Annotated in this window: 15 protein-coding genes and 1 pseudogene; 9 read left to right on the top strand and 7 right to left on the bottom strand. The window is 54.2% G+C overall.

Annotated features, from left to right (window positions below; genetic code table 11):
- Window positions 1-2: 2 nt before the first annotated feature.
- Window positions 3-797, bottom strand: coding sequence for an ABC transporter permease (locus ACR0B3_RS21275; protein WP_480810799.1), 795 nt, complete (start codon window positions 795-797; stop codon window positions 3-5).
- On the bottom strand, window positions 794-1,657 hold the full coding sequence (locus ACR0B3_RS21270) for an ABC transporter permease (protein ID WP_480810798.1): 864 nt from the start codon (window positions 1,655-1,657) through the stop codon (window positions 794-796). The genes ACR0B3_RS21275 and ACR0B3_RS21270 overlap by 4 nt, the downstream gene beginning before the upstream one ends.
- 190 nt (window positions 1,658-1,847) lie before the next feature.
- Between ACR0B3_RS21270 and ACR0B3_RS21265 the strand changes: the two genes are divergently transcribed.
- Complete coding sequence (locus ACR0B3_RS21265; protein WP_480810797.1) at window positions 1,848-2,489, top strand: TetR family transcriptional regulator C-terminal domain-containing protein; 642 nt, start codon at window positions 1,848-1,850, stop codon at window positions 2,487-2,489.
- Between the two features lie 319 nt (window positions 2,490-2,808).
- Here the strand turns inward: ACR0B3_RS21265 and ACR0B3_RS21260 are convergent, their stop codons facing one another.
- Window positions 2,809-3,714, bottom strand: a complete 906-nt coding sequence (locus ACR0B3_RS21260) for a LysR family transcriptional regulator (protein WP_480810814.1) — start codon at window positions 3,712-3,714, stop codon at window positions 2,809-2,811.
- 113 nt (window positions 3,715-3,827) lie between these two features.
- Between ACR0B3_RS21260 and ACR0B3_RS21255 the strand changes: the two genes are divergently transcribed.
- The 4 genes and pseudogenes from ACR0B3_RS21255 to ACR0B3_RS21240 all read left to right on the top strand — a co-directional run.
- On the top strand, window positions 3,828-4,604 hold the full coding sequence (locus tag ACR0B3_RS21255) for a CmcJ/NvfI family oxidoreductase (RefSeq protein WP_480810796.1): 777 nt from the start codon (window positions 3,828-3,830) through the stop codon (window positions 4,602-4,604).
- A gap of 13 nt (window positions 4,605-4,617) precedes the next feature.
- Entirely contained in the window at window positions 4,618-5,583 is a 966-nt protein-coding gene (locus tag ACR0B3_RS21250) for an LLM class oxidoreductase (protein ID WP_480810795.1), read from the top strand.
- Window positions 5,584-5,595: 12 nt separating this feature from the next.
- Entirely contained in the window at window positions 5,596-6,384 is a 789-nt protein-coding gene (locus tag ACR0B3_RS21245) for an SDR family NAD(P)-dependent oxidoreductase (RefSeq protein ID WP_480810794.1), read from the top strand.
- Window positions 6,385-6,387: 3 nt separating this feature from the next.
- Window positions 6,388-6,744: pseudogene (locus tag ACR0B3_RS21240) on the top strand (integrase core domain-containing protein); the annotation flags it as partial.
- A 210-nt stretch (window positions 6,745-6,954) separates the two neighbouring features.
- Here ACR0B3_RS21240 and ACR0B3_RS21235 read toward each other — a convergent pair.
- Genes ACR0B3_RS21235 through ACR0B3_RS21220 form a run of 4 tightly spaced genes read right to left on the bottom strand, consistent with a single transcriptional unit; the run spans window position 6,955 to window position 10,869 of the window.
- Entirely contained in the window at window positions 6,955-8,478 is a 1,524-nt protein-coding gene (locus ACR0B3_RS21235) for a malonate--CoA ligase (protein ID WP_480810793.1), read from the bottom strand.
- The gene (locus ACR0B3_RS21230; RefSeq protein ID WP_480810792.1) at window positions 8,475-9,773 is read right to left on the bottom strand and encodes a malonyl-CoA decarboxylase; all 1,299 of its coding nucleotides are present in this window, start codon (window positions 9,771-9,773) and stop codon (window positions 8,475-8,477) included. The genes ACR0B3_RS21235 and ACR0B3_RS21230 overlap by 4 nt, the downstream gene beginning before the upstream one ends.
- A 1-nt stretch (window position 9,774) precedes the next feature.
- Window positions 9,775-10,431 carry a GntR family transcriptional regulator gene (locus ACR0B3_RS21225; RefSeq protein WP_480810791.1) on the bottom strand — a complete coding sequence of 219 codons (657 nt, stop codon included), beginning with the start codon at window positions 10,429-10,431 and terminating at the stop codon, window positions 9,775-9,777.
- A gap of 51 nt (window positions 10,432-10,482) precedes the next feature.
- A complete protein-coding gene (locus ACR0B3_RS21220) occupies window positions 10,483-10,869 on the bottom strand; it encodes a YciI family protein (protein ID WP_480810790.1) in 387 nt (128 codons plus the stop codon).
- A gap of 84 nt (window positions 10,870-10,953) precedes the next feature.
- Here ACR0B3_RS21220 and ACR0B3_RS21215 point away from each other — a divergent pair, with 84 nt between their 5' ends.
- The 4 genes from ACR0B3_RS21215 to ACR0B3_RS21200 are packed head-to-tail and all read left to right on the top strand — an operon-like array spanning window position 10,954 to window position 14,081.
- Window positions 10,954-11,838, top strand: coding sequence for a fumarylacetoacetate hydrolase family protein (locus ACR0B3_RS21215; protein WP_480810789.1), 885 nt, complete (start codon window positions 10,954-10,956; stop codon window positions 11,836-11,838).
- Entirely contained in the window at window positions 11,835-12,500 is a 666-nt protein-coding gene (locus tag ACR0B3_RS21210; RefSeq protein WP_480810788.1) for a malonic semialdehyde reductase, read from the top strand. Before ACR0B3_RS21215 ends, ACR0B3_RS21210 begins: the two co-directional genes overlap by 4 nt.
- A gap of 18 nt (window positions 12,501-12,518) precedes the next feature.
- Window positions 12,519-12,974 carry an OsmC family protein gene (locus ACR0B3_RS21205; protein WP_480810787.1) on the top strand — a complete coding sequence of 152 codons (456 nt, stop codon included), beginning with the start codon at window positions 12,519-12,521 and terminating at the stop codon, window positions 12,972-12,974.
- A gap of 33 nt (window positions 12,975-13,007) precedes the next feature.
- Window positions 13,008-14,081 (top strand): C4-dicarboxylate TRAP transporter substrate-binding protein, encoded by a 1,074-nt coding sequence (locus tag ACR0B3_RS21200; RefSeq protein ID WP_480810786.1) that lies wholly within the window; start codon window positions 13,008-13,010, stop codon window positions 14,079-14,081.
- The last annotated feature ends 4 nt before the right edge of the window (window positions 14,082-14,085 follow it).

Raw genomic sequence — 14,085 nt, 5'->3', positions numbered from 1 at the left:
CTTCAATCCGAGGACTGGGTGGAACGTCGGCGGAAATACTCGGCAATCAACAACAGCAGGACCGAAGACAGCAAAAGCAACGACCCAAGCGCCAGCGTGTTGGGCAGTTTTGCCGGGAAGCGGATCTGGCTCCAGATATAGACCGGCAATGTCGGGCTGTTCCCGGATAGGAAAAAGGCCAGGACAAATTCATCAAACGACACGGTGAATGTCACCAGCAGGCTGGCGATGATGCCGGGCGCAACAATAGGCAGAGTGACACGCCGAAAGGTTCCCAAAACGCTTTCGCCGAGGTCGAAAGCAGCCTCTTCCAACGACTGGTCGAAATCGTCAAAGGCCGATTTCATGATCGATACGGAAAAGGGCAAAGCCACGAACACATGCCCAAGAATCACGGTTGTCAGTGAAGGTTTCAACCCGACGCTGATGAACAGTACCAGCATCGAACTGGCGACAATGATACCGGGCACGACCAGCGGGAGCATGACCAGACCTTCGGAGAATTCCCGTCCTTTGAAACGGTACCGGACATAGGCGCGCGCGGCGAACAGGCCGAGAGACGTCGCCATCAAGGCAGTCACACTGCCGACGATCAGCGAATTGACCATCGCCTGCAGCAACGTGTCTTGCTGACCCAACTGCGCGTACCACTTCAAAGTGAACCCCTTTAGCGGGAAAGCCACGATGGTTCCGTCATTAAATGAAAACAGCGGCAAGAGCAGAACTGGCAGGTAAAGAAACACCAGATAGGCAATCGCGTAAACAAGCAACCATTGGATACGAATAGCCTTGGTCATCTGATCCTCCGCCCCAGTGCGGTGACGACCACCACAAACAGGATTGCGACGAAACCGACCGAAAGCATGGCAAGCAGAGACAGGGTCGCACCCAATGGCCAATTATTGGCCGCGCCAAACTGAACCTGGATCAAATTGGCCACCATTTTTCCCTGCGAACCGCCGACCAGGGCTGGCGTGACATAGTCGCCAACCGTGGGGATGAAAATGATCAAACAAGCGGCGATGATCCCTGGCACCGTCAGGGGCAAAGTGACGCGCACAAACCGTTCCAACTTGCTGCACCCTAAATCGGTTGCGGCCTCCAAGAGGCTGCGGTCGATCTTTTGCAGCGACACATAAATCGGCAGGATCGCAAACGGCGCCCAGGCATGTGCAAGTGTAAGGACAACAGCGAATTCATTGTAGAGCAGGAATGTGAGCGGCTCCCGTATCAGCCCCAGCGAAATCAATGCTGAGTTCATCACCCCATTGAAGCCAAGGATCAATTTCCAGCTGAACACCCGCAGCAGGTAGCTGCTCCAAAACGGGATGGTAATCAGCAATAGCCAGAGGGTTTTTTTCTGCGTCCGAAACGCGATGAAGTAGGCAATCGGATAGGCCAGACCGACCGTCGCCAATGTCACTGCCCCCGCAATCGCGACCGACCGGATCATCAGATGTCGAACCAGCGGGTCGGTAAACGCCTCTTGGTAATTCGCCCAGGACAGTGTGCGGTCAATCTCGACATAGGTCTGGGTCCAAAAGCTGTAGGCGACAAGAATGCAAAGCGGAACAGCTACGAGCAGGCCGACGTAGAGCGTCGCAGGCGCGCTCAGTGCCAGGCCCTTGCCCGTTTCACTTCTTAGTACTCCGGCCATGCTTCCCTGCTGAGCTTCGTTTTCGGTGGCACGACAATGTCGATCACAAAATGGACAATCGTCCATTTAAATCTGGAATTTTTGGACTAGCTGTGTCAACTGATAATTTCGCAACTGGGGATGGCCAATTTCACACCGGCTATTAGAAGACACCGCAAGAGACTGAAAACAAACAGAGCCGCCTGATCCAATGACTGGAAGACGACAAGAAATACGCGAGCGAAACCGCCTTTCCCTGATCGAGGCAGTACTCGACTCGGTTGCAGAAAAAGGGATTTCCGAGACTTCCGTCAGCGAAATCATTCAACGCGCCGAACTGTCCCGCGGCATGATTCACCTTCATTTTGGCGGCAAAGACAATTTGGTTGACGAAGCCGCCCGCTACTCATCCGAACAATACTACAATGGCATTTACGACCTGTTGGAAACGACCGGGCAAACCGGACAGGAACATATTGAGATGATTGTTCGGGGCGACTTGAGTGAAACCATTCTCAATAAGAAAAACGTTTCCATTTGGTACGCGTTTCGAGGCGAGGCCCGAAACAGAGCGGCAATCGCTGCGTTTTCAGATACCCGTGATGCTAAACTTCGTAATCTGGTTTTCAACGCATTCGCTCGAATTGCGAAAGAAGCTGGAACCGAACACCCTAATCAAGTTGCTAGGGATGCTACGCACGGCACACTCGCAATGCTGGAAGGCATGTGGACAGACTACCTACTCCACCCGGATTCATTTGATCGCGACGAAGCAATGAGAATTGTTTTTCGATTTCTGCGCGCAATGTTCCCGAAGCATTTTGACCTAAGCGGCGCTTTGTTGCTTGAGTAGAGCTTGCGACCGGTTTCCTATCTGGCTGCTCTAGAAGTGGACAATGGGCCGTCCATTGTACGACCCACGGCGGCGACGCACGCTTCGCACGTATTTGGGCCGACCAAAGCAATTTGCACTCTGGGCTCTTCCGGTTAGTTCGCCGCATCATGAACGAACGACCGAGCTTCGCCATCGCTGTCGTTGCTAAGATGGAGCATAAATAGGAAAGATGCGGGACAAGCCAGACTTTTGCGATTGGACAAGGTATGTCCGCTCAACGCCTGGTCTCCGACATTGGCGTCAGGATGTCCGACAGCGCGCTAAACTTAATTTGAGCTCATGTTTCCCAAGGAGGCTTTGCGCCAATTTCTGCGACTAGGAAGTCCATGAACACCCGCACTTTTGGGGACAATACATTGGACTTGGGATAGATCAGCCACAAGACATTGTCTTCGCTGGACTCAAAGTTTGGAAGAACTCGTAGCAAACGGCCTGACTTCAGTTGTTCATGCACGCTCCATCTAGCATTCAAGGAAATACCGGCCCCGGCCAATGTTGCGCGGACCTGGCTTTGACCGTCATCGACTATCAATTGGCCTTTGGCTGATGCGGGATCGAAAACAGAGTTTTCGCCTGCCGGTCCTATCAGTGACCGCGGTTGGAGGTTTTGGAATGCGATAAGACGGTGGTTTGTCAAATCGGCTGGTGTATCGGGAACGCCGTGCGTATCGAGGTAGTGTGGCGCCGCACAAAGTATACGCTGGTCATCAGCCAGTTTGCGGCCCTTCAGGCTGGTGTCGACAAGCGGCGCGTTCCTGAGCGCTAGATCATAGCTTCCTTCGATCAGGTCGAACTGCACATCCGACAGGCGCAGGTCAAGTGTGAGGTCGGGATGCCGTTCAAGGAACTTAGGCAAAATTGGCGCGATGTAGAGCTGTGCAAAACTGCTTGGTGCAGCAAACCGCAATGTACCTTTGATCGTTGTCGTTTGCTTGCCCAATGCAGCAAGGGCTGCCTCTTCCTGTGCAATGATCTCACGGGCAAAGGGCAAGAAATCGGCTCCCTCTACCGACAACGACACTTTGCGCGTCGTGCGGTGCAAAAGCTCGAAACCCAGGTTCTGCTCTAGCTTGGCAAGCCTTGCGCTGGAGACCGCCGGGGCCATGCCCAGGTCACGCCCCGCCCCGCTGATGTTCAGCATTTCTGCTGCCTTGATAAACAATCGAAGCGCGTCTGTGTCCAAGCCCATTATATTCATTATCCGAATTAACAATCCAATAATAAGCAGTTTATCTGCAATTTGATCAGCATTAAATCCCTTTCACAGACACAGCAGAGCTTAGGCAGGAGGCGCAAATGACACGGACAGCCATAGTCAACTACCATGTCCATAAATCCTACCGGCAAGCCTTTGAGCTTGATGCTGGCGGGGTCGCGGGCAACCTGATTTCCCCTGAACTGGTCGCGACATCCGTTGTGCTTGCGGACAACCGAACAATGACGTCGTCGATTTTATTTGCGCGTGATGCCGTTGAAATCATGCCCTCTGAAACGCAGGTCCAAGACTTTGCAGGCGACAGCTGGAAACCGATTTACGATACGGAAATCAAAGCGATGCTGCAAGACATGCTGGGTGCGAGAGAGGTCGTTGTTTTTGATCACACTGTTCGGGTGGACGACCCCGATGCAATACGTAAACCGGCGCGCAATGTTCATAGCGACTACAGCAAGGACGGAGCCGAACAACGGCTTATCGACTTGCTGGGCGCCGAGGCCGCAGCGGAGTGGGCGCAAGGTCACTACGCTTTTGTCAATGTATGGCGCCCTGTGGATCATCCGATCAATTCGGCACCTCTAGGCTTTGTTCGCCCGTCATCGGTTGATCCATCTGACTGGATTCTTCTGGACTTGATCTATCCCAACCGCACAGGGCAAATCATGGGGCTGGTGGGAAACCCCAAACATGAGTGGATCTATCAATCCAAGATGACGCCGAATGAAGTCGCGATCTTCAACATCTACGACAATCAAGGCTTGGCTTCGATCGCTCATAGCGCCCTCGATATGGTCGAGGACCCAAATGTCACGACCATTCGCAAAAGTATCGAAAGCCGCACTTTGGTGCGTTATTAAACGAGGGCCAGATATGTTGGATAAAGCGCAGCCGGTTGAGTTTGACCAAATCAATGTGGCCTATAATCGGGTGTTCCGCCCCGGAAGACTGAGCGTTGGCCTTGTGTTACCTCTCGAAGCCTATCCCGTCGGTGCAGAGCCGGCACTAAGGGGGCACCTGGAAGCGGCTCAAACAGCCGAGAAACTAGGGTTTGCAGCACTTTGGCTGCGCGACGTGCCCTTCAATGTGCCAAGCTTTGGTGATCCCGGGCAGGTGTTCGATCCATTTGTCTATCTGGGTGCACTGGCAACGGCGACCAAGCGGATTGCGCTTGGAACGGCGAGCGTGATCCTGCCATTGCGTCACCCCGCCCATGTGGCCAAGGCTGCGGCGACGGCCGATGTGCTTTCGGGCGGGCGGCTGCTGTTGGGCGTTGCCTCCGGCGATCGGCCCGAGGAGTACCCGGCGATGAACCAGAACTATGATGATCGCGGGGCCCGTTTCCGCGACAGCGTTGACTACATTCGCGCGGTTGGTTCGGCCTATCCCAAGCATGAAAATGCACAGGGCATACTGCGTGGCGGGATTGACCTGTTGCCAAAGCCGCATGGAACGCGCCTGCCGATGCTCATTACCGGTGGTAGCCAACAAACACCCGATTGGGTAGCGCAGAACGGAGATGGTTGGATGACATACCCGCGCACTGCGGCGGCTCAGGGTCAAGTCATCGCGGATTACCGAAGACGTGTGAAGGCGGCAGGTCAACCGGATAAGCCAGTTATGCAATCGCTCTATGTCGATGTTGTTGCCGACCCCGCCGGACCACCACGCCCAATCCATCTTGGGTTTCAGTCTGGAACTGATTTCCTGCGCAGCTATCTGCGTGAGATTGAGACGCTTGGCGTCAATCACGTCGCACTGAACCTAAGGTTCAATCAAGCACCCATCGATACAACCCTCGAACATTTGGCGGATACTGTACTGCCTGACTTTTCCTGAAGGATCAGACTGATGACCAAGACTATTCTCATTACAGGTTCAACCGACGGCATTGGCCTGCTGACGGCAAAGAAGCTGGTTGCCGATGGGCACAAAGTGCTCCTCCATGGACGCAGTGCCTCCAAATTGGAGCGCGCGTCTGCCGCCGTAGGAGGCGATGTCGAAACCTATGCCGCTGATCTGAGCGATCTGTCCGCGGTTCGAAAACTGGCCGAGAACGTTCGGGCCAAGCATCACAAACTGGATGTGTTGGTTAACAATGCAGGCGTGCTGAAAGCTCCGCAAACCGTGCTTGAAAATGGTCAGGACATCCGCTTTGTGGTGAACACGCTTGCACCGTTTCTGCTGACCGAGTTGCTGTTGCCGATCATTCCCGCCGACGGGCGTGTCGTGAACCTGTCTTCGGCAGCGCAGGCCCCGGTGAACATCAAGGCCATGCAGGGCAGGGTGCCGCTGGCGGATATGGAAGCCTATGCCCAAAGCAAGTTGGCGATCACCATTTGGACCCGGGAATGGGCCAAATCCCAAGCTAATGCGCCGGTGATGATTGCGGTAAATCCCGGATCACTTTTGGCCTCAAAGATGGTGAAAGAAGGCTTTGGCCTCACCGGGAACGACATGAACATCGGCGCTGATATCCTGATTGATGCAGCCTTGGGTGCGCGGTTCGCTGACGCGTCAGGCGCCTATTTCGACAATGACAGCGGGGCTTTCGCTGATCCGCATGCCGCAGCGCGCGACAAGAACCACGCTGCCGACGTAATGAACACCATCAAAGGCTTGATCAGCCAGACGGGCTGACCATCAGGCTGTAATCTGGCAACGGTGCTGCGCACTCCACTCCTGCTCAGCGACAACGGGTCCAGCTACATCTCTGGTGAGCTTGCCGAATGGCTGGAAGATCAGAAAATGGATCATGTTCGTGGGGCGCCATATCATCCGCAAACTCAGGGAAAGATCGAGCGCTGGCACCAGACTCTCAAGAAACGCATCCTGTTGGAAAACTACTATCTTACCGGCGACCTTCAGTAGCAGATCAATGCTTTCGTCGATCACTACAATCACCGGCGCTACCGCGAAAGCTTACAAAACCTCACACCCGCTGATGTCGACTTCGGACGCGGGCAGACCATTCTAAAACAACGAGAAAGGATCAAATAAGAAACAATCAAAACCAGGCGCTTGCTTCACCGCAAATCCGCCGCATAATCAAACCAACCAGATGCGCCAGATCCTCTCTAAGCTCAGGCAGCCATCTGTCCCAAAATCCCTGACGACGGACAGTGGATCTCCTGATGAGTTTGGCAGTCTGAAGGGTGGGTAGTATCCGATCTGAAGGTCTTGATTTGATTGAGCGTCTGGATGGGCTTCCTAAGATACCGCCGGTGAAAGTTCCTTGTTCGCGTACTGTTCGCGCAGCACGTTCTTTTGAACTTTTCCCATAGTGTTTCGCGGCAACTCCTGGACGAGTTCGTAGCGGCGAGGATGTTTGAATCGCGACAGTTTGTTTCTGATGATCGAGTCGATCTGTTCCACCTGAAGCTGTACTCCAGGCTCGGCAACCAAAGCAGTAATAATTGCTTCTCCAAATTCGTTGTCGGGAACCCCGAAGACCGCCGATTCCTGAACGCCATCGACATCGTTCAAAACGTCTTCAATTTCTTTGGGGTAGACGTTGTAACCACCAGTGATGATCAGGTCTTTTGACCGACCTACAATCGACAGGTAGCCATCCTCGCTGTATTGGCCCAGATCTCCGGTGATGAAAAATCCATTTTCTCGAAGCTCTTCAGCGGTTTTTTTGGGCATTTGCCAATAGCCCTGAAAAACATTGGGGCCACGTACTTCTATCATTCCGATCTCGCCCTGGGGCAGCGGTTCTCCAGTTTCAGGGTTGGTTACGATCACCTCGGTGCCGGGTAGAGCCATACCAACAGTTCCCGCGCGACGCTCACCGCCATAAGGGTTAGAGGTGTTCATGTTCGTTTCGGTCATACCGTAGCGCTCAAGGATACGGTGGCCGGTGCGCGTTTCGAACGCCACATGGGTCTCTGCCAGCAACGGGGCTGAGCCGGAAACAAACAGACGCATGTTCTCTGTGATCTCGTCGGTGAAACCATCATCCGCCAGCAACCGGGTATAGAAAGTGGGGACACCCATCAGAAGGGTTGAATTCGGCAGTTCTTCCAAGATCATACCAGTGTCGAATCTTTTCATCAGCCGCACTTTGGAACCGGTGAGTAGTGATGTGTTCATCGCCACGAAAAGCCCGTGCGTGTGAAAGATGGGCAACGCGTGAATCAAGCGATCAGCGTCGGTGATACCCCACATTTCCACAAGGCCTTGGGCATTGGACAGCAGGTTTCGGTGGCTGAGCATCGCGCCCTTGGACCGGCCCGTGGTACCTGATGTGTAAAGAAGCGCCGCGAGGTCGTCCGGCGCGCGATCCACGGTTTCGAATGCACAAGGCTGTGCGTCCGCATCGCGGCTCAGGCTTGGATTTTCGCCGCCCAAGGTCAGCAGCTTTGCGCCGGACCGGGTTGCCAATTGCTCGAATTCAACTTTGTCGTTGCTGTCGCAAACGATTAACGCAGGTTGTGCGTCAGAGATGAAATAGTCCAACTCTGCCATGGTATAGGCAGTGTTGAGTGGCAGGTAGACAGCACCTGCCTGAACCGAAGCGGCATAGAGCGCAATCGTGTCGGCCAGCTTGGGGGCCTGCACAACGATGCGATCACCAGGGGAAACTCCGCTGTTCTGCAAGACATGCGCGATCTGCGCGGTACGCTGCAGAAACGCGTCATAAGATACCACTTGGCCATTATCAAGCTGTAGAAATGGAGCCGTGTTGCCCTCGTGGTGGGCAAACAAACTGTCGTAAAGTGTATTAGTCACGCTGTATTTTCCCCAGGCGTTATCGCAAGCGTCGCAGTTGAAGCCGCGCGAATTGAACGCGAGGCTTGGATCGTGGCACGTGTCGCGAATTCTTCGTGGTAACGTTCTGTTTGGTTCAAATCGTATAGGTAGTTGACCATCGCACCTCCGGACTGGGCTAGTCCGTTTGGCGACGGGTCGGCGTCGGCATACACTTCATGAAGCTCGGCACCATTGCCCAGATGAAAGCGGGCCACGGGGTCCAGTGGCATCCCATCTTCGCGCTTGGCGAACATCAAGTATCGGGCAGCCATCGCGCGCGTGTCCTGCGGCGTGGCTGTTTCTGCCATCACGGCCTGCGCGGCATGGCCGTGTTCTGGATGTTCAGTTTCCCCGGCCAGCCAACGATTCAGTCCCGGTATCGGTGACAGGGTTACAAAGGTACCAAGTTGTTGAAGCTCTCGCGAAAGCTCGGTCACAACCTGCTTTATTAACAGATTCCCAAAGCTGATGCCCGCTAACCCCTTTTGGCAGTTTGAAATTGAATAGAACGCTGCGACTTTGGCCTGCTCAGCTTCGATCGGTTCTCGCGCCTCGGACAGAAGCGTGTCAATTGCGCCCGGGATTTCAACGGTCAGAGCGACCTCAACAAATATCAGCGGCTCATCTGGCATCGAAGGGTGGAAGAACGCAAAACAACGACGATCTGACGGGTAGAGCCTTCGCCGCAAATCGTCCAGATCGTTGATCTGGTGTACCGCCTCATAGGCGACGATTTTGTCCAGAACACGGGCAGGGGTGTCCCAGCTGATTTGTTTGAGGACAAGAAAGCCCCGGTTGAACCAGCTGCGCAACAAATGGACGAAATCGATATCAGTTCGCTTGAGTTCGGGGTTGGATTTGAGAAAGCGCAGCAGATCGACGCGCATGGCCACAAGTTCTTGCGTCGCACCAGACGGCTGGTTCAAACGGCGTAACAACTCTTGTCGCCTTGGCTCTGCAACTTCATTAAGCTTTTGATAAAGATCGACACTTCGATCATTGGCGTAGAGGCGCGCCGTTTGGGAAAGCTGATCGGCGTCTAGCTCTAGATGGTCATTCAAATAGGCAAAAAAGTCTAGCTTCTCGGGATCATCCAGAGTGTGGTAGCGGTCAAGAATCGTAGACGCCAGTGTGAAACCCGATACTTCACCCTCTGCGGACAGAAGCGCCTCACTTAGCTCGGCAATGGATCGTTGGTCATCCTTGCCACGCCTTTTGTCGGGACGGTCCAGCAATTGGTTTAAAAGATCACCCAGAAACCAACTCCGTTGCATTTCAGGGCACCATCTGGCTGCTCAGATACTCGCCTGTTCGCCGATAATGGTCGACCAAATGCCGAGTAGCGCTGTCTGCGTCGTGATTTAAAGCGGCGTCTAGAATTTGCCGATGCTCGGCGGCAATGTCCCTCTTTTTGTAGCTCGAACCGCCGGCGGCCAGATAGCGGTAGCGAATGTTCAGGTCGTAAAGCTGCGAACAATAGCGCAGCAGCAACGGCAGTTTCGAATTCTCCAGCAGGGCCATGTGAAAGGCTTTGTGAGCGTCTTCAAAATCGCGCGCGCCGTTTTGACTGGCTTTATTCATATGGTGGTGACGTAAAACAAGCCTGTCCTCCCAAGCTGCATCCGCGTTGGCGATAGAGGCGCGAAGCGCGGTTTCCTCGAGGTTGCATCGCAGCAAGAGTATTTCTTCAAAATTACATTTGCTCACAGGCGCAGCCCTGAATCCGCGTTGGTCTATACGTTCGACCAACATGTCCGAGGTCAAAAGGCTAAGCGCCTCGCGAACCGGGCTGGCGCCAGTGTCCAATAGTCCGCGGAGCTGTTCGATCTTGAGTTTTTGCCCCGGAGGCAATTCGCCGGTCAGGATCATTTCGCGCAGCCTTCGATACGCACCATGAGTGGCTGATGTTTCTTTGCCCTCTGTATCAAGCATGGCGTCCATATCCGACCGTTCCTTTTTTGCGGCTCAAACTCTTGGGAGCTCTTAACTGAGGACACTCGTTCCAGTCGATAGGCCAACCGAAAGGTTCAACGAGCCTTCGTTGATCATCCAGCGACGCAGCACAAAGCTGCGCGCCCCGCATTTATGCATGGGGTCGTCCTCGGCCAGTTTCCGCGCTGCCTCAAGGCTGTCGGCTCGATAGATGATCAGGCCCATTCCCTGCATATGCGCGCCGGTTTCATCCGACATGGGACCCGCAAAAGCCAGCTGCCCCGAATGTTCAAGCTGCGCCTGATACGCCAAGTGATCTGGCAGTGACGCCTTTACATCTTCGGGTGCTTTGGCTGGCGTGCTCAGCGCGACGTAAAGCTCCAAAGCAAGCGCACCGCGGCTTTTTGCTTCTGATTTGTAGTCTGCCCAAGCAACCATTTGCGGCCTCCAAAAATATCGATATTATTTGACATATGGCAAAATAGTCGGCAAAAATCAAGCAAGCTAATATGGAAGGTGACAATGAAATACCTGGTGGGAGAGACTTCGGAAGGCACAGCGGTTTTTGCTGTAAACGGTGAAAACGCTGTGAATCTAACGGCTTTGGACCCTGCCGTCGGTTCCGACTTGATGGGCGTGATCAGCAAGCCTGGTCTGGCCGACTCGCTGGCTGAAAAAGTCACCTCGGCAGATAGTGTGCCGTTATCCTCAATCACACCGGCGTTGCCCGTGGCGTCACCCGGCACGATCATTTGCATGGGGTTGAACTATACGGATCACATCAAAGAGGGCGGCTACGACATCCCTGAATATCCAACGCTGTTCATGCGCGGTAAGAATTCGGTCATGGCGGCTGGCAAGCCCATGGTGCGACCGGCGGCTTCCGAGCATTTCGACTACGAAGCGGAGCTGATGTTGATCGTCGGTAAACGCGGCCGCCATATCTCGGAAGAGGACGCGTTGGGCCATGTGTTTGGGTATACGGTTTTCAACGATGGGTCGGTGCGGGACTATCAGCGTAAAACGGTACAATGGACACCGGGTAAGAATTTTGACGACACGGGTGCAATTGGCCCCTTCACCGTGACTCAGGATGAGTTACCCGAGGGCGCTTCGGGCCTGAAGATTGAAAGCCGCGTTGGCGACGAGGTTCTTCAAAGTTCGAATACCGCCAACATGATCTGGGGTGTTCGTCAGGTGATTGCGACAATTTCAGAGTTCATGACCATCGAACCGGGTGATCTGATTGCATTGGGAACGCCGCCGGGCGTGGGCCATGCCAAGAAGCCAAATCCTCGTTGGTTAAAGCCGGGCGAAACCGTCGAAGTCGAAATTGAGGGCATTGGCGTTTGCGCCAGCCCGATCATCGACGAAAAAGATGCCAAGTCCAAGGTGGCTGCAGCATGAGCGCACCAACCGGAACAGAGCTGGAAGCACTTCGCGCCAAGGCGCAGCAAGATCATCGCGATCTGCGCGAGCGCATTCCACGTCTTTCAGACGACGCGATCGCTTTGATCCTGCGCGAATCCAGATCGCACTACGCGTGGACCAACAAGTCTGTTTCTGACGACCTACTTGAAGAGATCTACGACATCACGATCAACGGCGCGACCAGCATGAATACGTTGCCCGCGCGTTTCGTTTTCGTGAAAAGTCCCGAAGGGAAAGAGCGGCTTGCAAAGTCTTTAAAGCCGAAGAATGTGCCAAAGATGATGGATGCTCCGGTCACGGCGATCATTGCCTATGATATGGACTTCTGGAAGGAACTGCCCTTTCTTTTCCCGCACGAAGACCGCCGGCCATTGTTCGAAAACAAGCCCGACTACGTGGCAGACACGGCCTTTCGAAATGGCACGCTTCAGGGCGCTTACTTCATGATTGCGGCCCGGGCCGTCGGGTTGGACGTCGGCGCCATGTCTGGTTTCTCGAACAAGATCGTCGATGAGGAGTTCTTCGCGGGCACGACGCTCAAGTCCAATTTTCTTTGCAATCTGGGTTACGCGGACGAAACCGGATTGTTCCAGAAGCTTCCACGTTTTCCATTCGAAAAGGTTTGCTCTTTTGTATGAGGAGGTGACGCTGTGGCTATGAAAGTGAAACCCGTCGTGACGTACCGCACGACAGCTCAATGCCCGACTCATGCGCGGACTGAGATATCAATTCGCGATCTTGATGTTGTTGTCGATGAACCCGTCGAACGCGGCGGGACAAATCTTGGTCCGTCTCCGACCGAAACTGCAATGGCAGCCCTGATCGCCTGTACGAATGTCATCGGGCACAAGAACGCACATCGGTTGGGAGTTGAACTCGGCACGGTAACAATCGACGCAAAATGCAGGTTGGACCGGCGTGGTGTGCTGATGGAGGAGGAGATCGACGTTCCGTTTCCGGAAATCGAACTCACCGTGAATTGTGAGACACCCGCCAGTCAGGAGGAACTGACACTCGTGGGCGAGGAGACAGCCAAGTATTGCGCCATTGCAAAACTGTTCGAAGCGGCAGGCACTGACCTGACCGTCAACTGGGTCAAAACAAACAATTAAAGACAAAAGACCCGACTTTCTGGGAGGAGAGAAATGAAAAACTGGACCAAACGCAGCCTGATGGGCGCTGCTCTGGCAGGCGTCATGGCGATGCCCCTCGCGGCAGAAGAGACTATCTCTGCCGTCGTAATTGATGGCTATCCCGACCGCGCGTTGTGGGTGAAAGAATTCACCAACTTCTTCATTCCAGAGGTAGACAAACGGCTGGGCGAGGCCGGCAATTACAAGATGAACTGGCAAGAGAACTACGGCGGTTCGATCGTCAAGCCCAAGGGCGTTCTGGAAGGTATTCAGCTTGGCCTTGGCGACATTGGAATCGTTACCACAATCTTCCATTCTTCGAAGCTTCCCAGCCAGGGCATATCTGGATCGACACCTTTTGTGGCATCGGATTCCCGCGCCGTTGCAAAGGCCGTGGATGAAATCGCTCGTGAATTCCCGGCAATGCAAAACGAGTTCGCCGCGCAAAACCAGGTCTATCTGGCAACCGGTGTTGTGCTCGATACCTATCAGATATTCTGCACGGAACCTGTTTCGTCGGTATCCGATCTTGAGGGCCGCAAGATTGCCGGAGCAGGGTTAAACCTGCGGTATCTTGAAGGCATTAAGGATGCGGCAGGTGTACGTGGCGGCCTGACTGATTTCTACAACATGCTTCAGACCGGTCTGGTCGATTGCGGCATGCTGTGGCCCGAAGCAGCAAAAACGTTCAAGATCGCTGAAGTTGCCCCTTATATGCTCAAGGCTGATCTGGGCGCTGTGAACTCCAAAACCATCACGGTGAACTCGGACTATTGGGCTGGATTGCCCGATGAAGTGAAAGATGTGTTAAAGGCTGTCGCGATCGACTACCGCGACCATGTCGCCGGTATTGCGATGGACCGGGCTGCGGCTTCACGGGATGCTTATGTCGAGGCTGGTGGAACCATTGTCGAGGTTTCGGATGAAGACCGAGCGGCCTGGGCAAATGCAATGCCGAACGTCGCACAGGAATGGGCTGCGACTTTGAACGATAACGGTGAGCAAGGCACAGAAATGCTGGCCGCCTATATAGGGAAGCTTCAGGATGCCGGTTTCACCGGAGTACGCGATTGGACGGCCAAATAACCGG

It is taken from the genome of Ruegeria sp. CE9 (assembly GCF_056537425.1).
Note: the sequence above shows the minus strand (reverse complement) of the source record. Positions and strands in the feature narration are given on the sequence as shown.

Excerpts from the sequence above, each read along its gene's own strand:
- ACR0B3_RS21275 (WP_480810799.1), bottom strand. The coding sequence starts at position 797 with ATGACCAAGGCTATTCGTATCCAATGGTTGCTTGTTTACGCGATTGCC.
- ACR0B3_RS21270 (WP_480810798.1), bottom strand. The coding sequence starts at position 1,657 with ATGGCCGGAGTACTAAGAAGTGAAACGGGCAAGGGCCTGGCACTGAGC.
- ACR0B3_RS21265 (WP_480810797.1), top strand. The coding sequence starts at position 1,848 with ATGACTGGAAGACGACAAGAAATACGCGAGCGAAACCGCCTTTCCCTG.
- ACR0B3_RS21255 (WP_480810796.1), top strand. The coding sequence starts at position 3,828 with ATGACACGGACAGCCATAGTCAACTACCATGTCCATAAATCCTACCGG.
- ACR0B3_RS21250 (WP_480810795.1), top strand. The coding sequence starts at position 4,618 with ATGTTGGATAAAGCGCAGCCGGTTGAGTTTGACCAAATCAATGTGGCC.
- ACR0B3_RS21245 (WP_480810794.1), top strand. The coding sequence starts at position 5,596 with ATGACCAAGACTATTCTCATTACAGGTTCAACCGACGGCATTGGCCTG.
- ACR0B3_RS21230 (WP_480810792.1), bottom strand. The coding sequence starts at position 9,773 with ATGCAACGGAGTTGGTTTCTGGGTGATCTTTTAAACCAATTGCTGGAC.
- ACR0B3_RS21225 (WP_480810791.1), bottom strand. The coding sequence starts at position 10,431 with ATGCTTGATACAGAGGGCAAAGAAACATCAGCCACTCATGGTGCGTAT.
- ACR0B3_RS21220 (WP_480810790.1), bottom strand. The coding sequence starts at position 10,869 with ATGGTTGCTTGGGCAGACTACAAATCAGAAGCAAAAAGCCGCGGTGCG.
- ACR0B3_RS21215 (WP_480810789.1), top strand. The coding sequence starts at position 10,954 with ATGAAATACCTGGTGGGAGAGACTTCGGAAGGCACAGCGGTTTTTGCT.
- ACR0B3_RS21210 (WP_480810788.1), top strand. The coding sequence starts at position 11,835 with ATGAGCGCACCAACCGGAACAGAGCTGGAAGCACTTCGCGCCAAGGCG.
- ACR0B3_RS21205 (WP_480810787.1), top strand. The coding sequence starts at position 12,519 with ATGAAAGTGAAACCCGTCGTGACGTACCGCACGACAGCTCAATGCCCG.
- ACR0B3_RS21200 (WP_480810786.1), top strand. The coding sequence starts at position 13,008 with ATGAAAAACTGGACCAAACGCAGCCTGATGGGCGCTGCTCTGGCAGGC.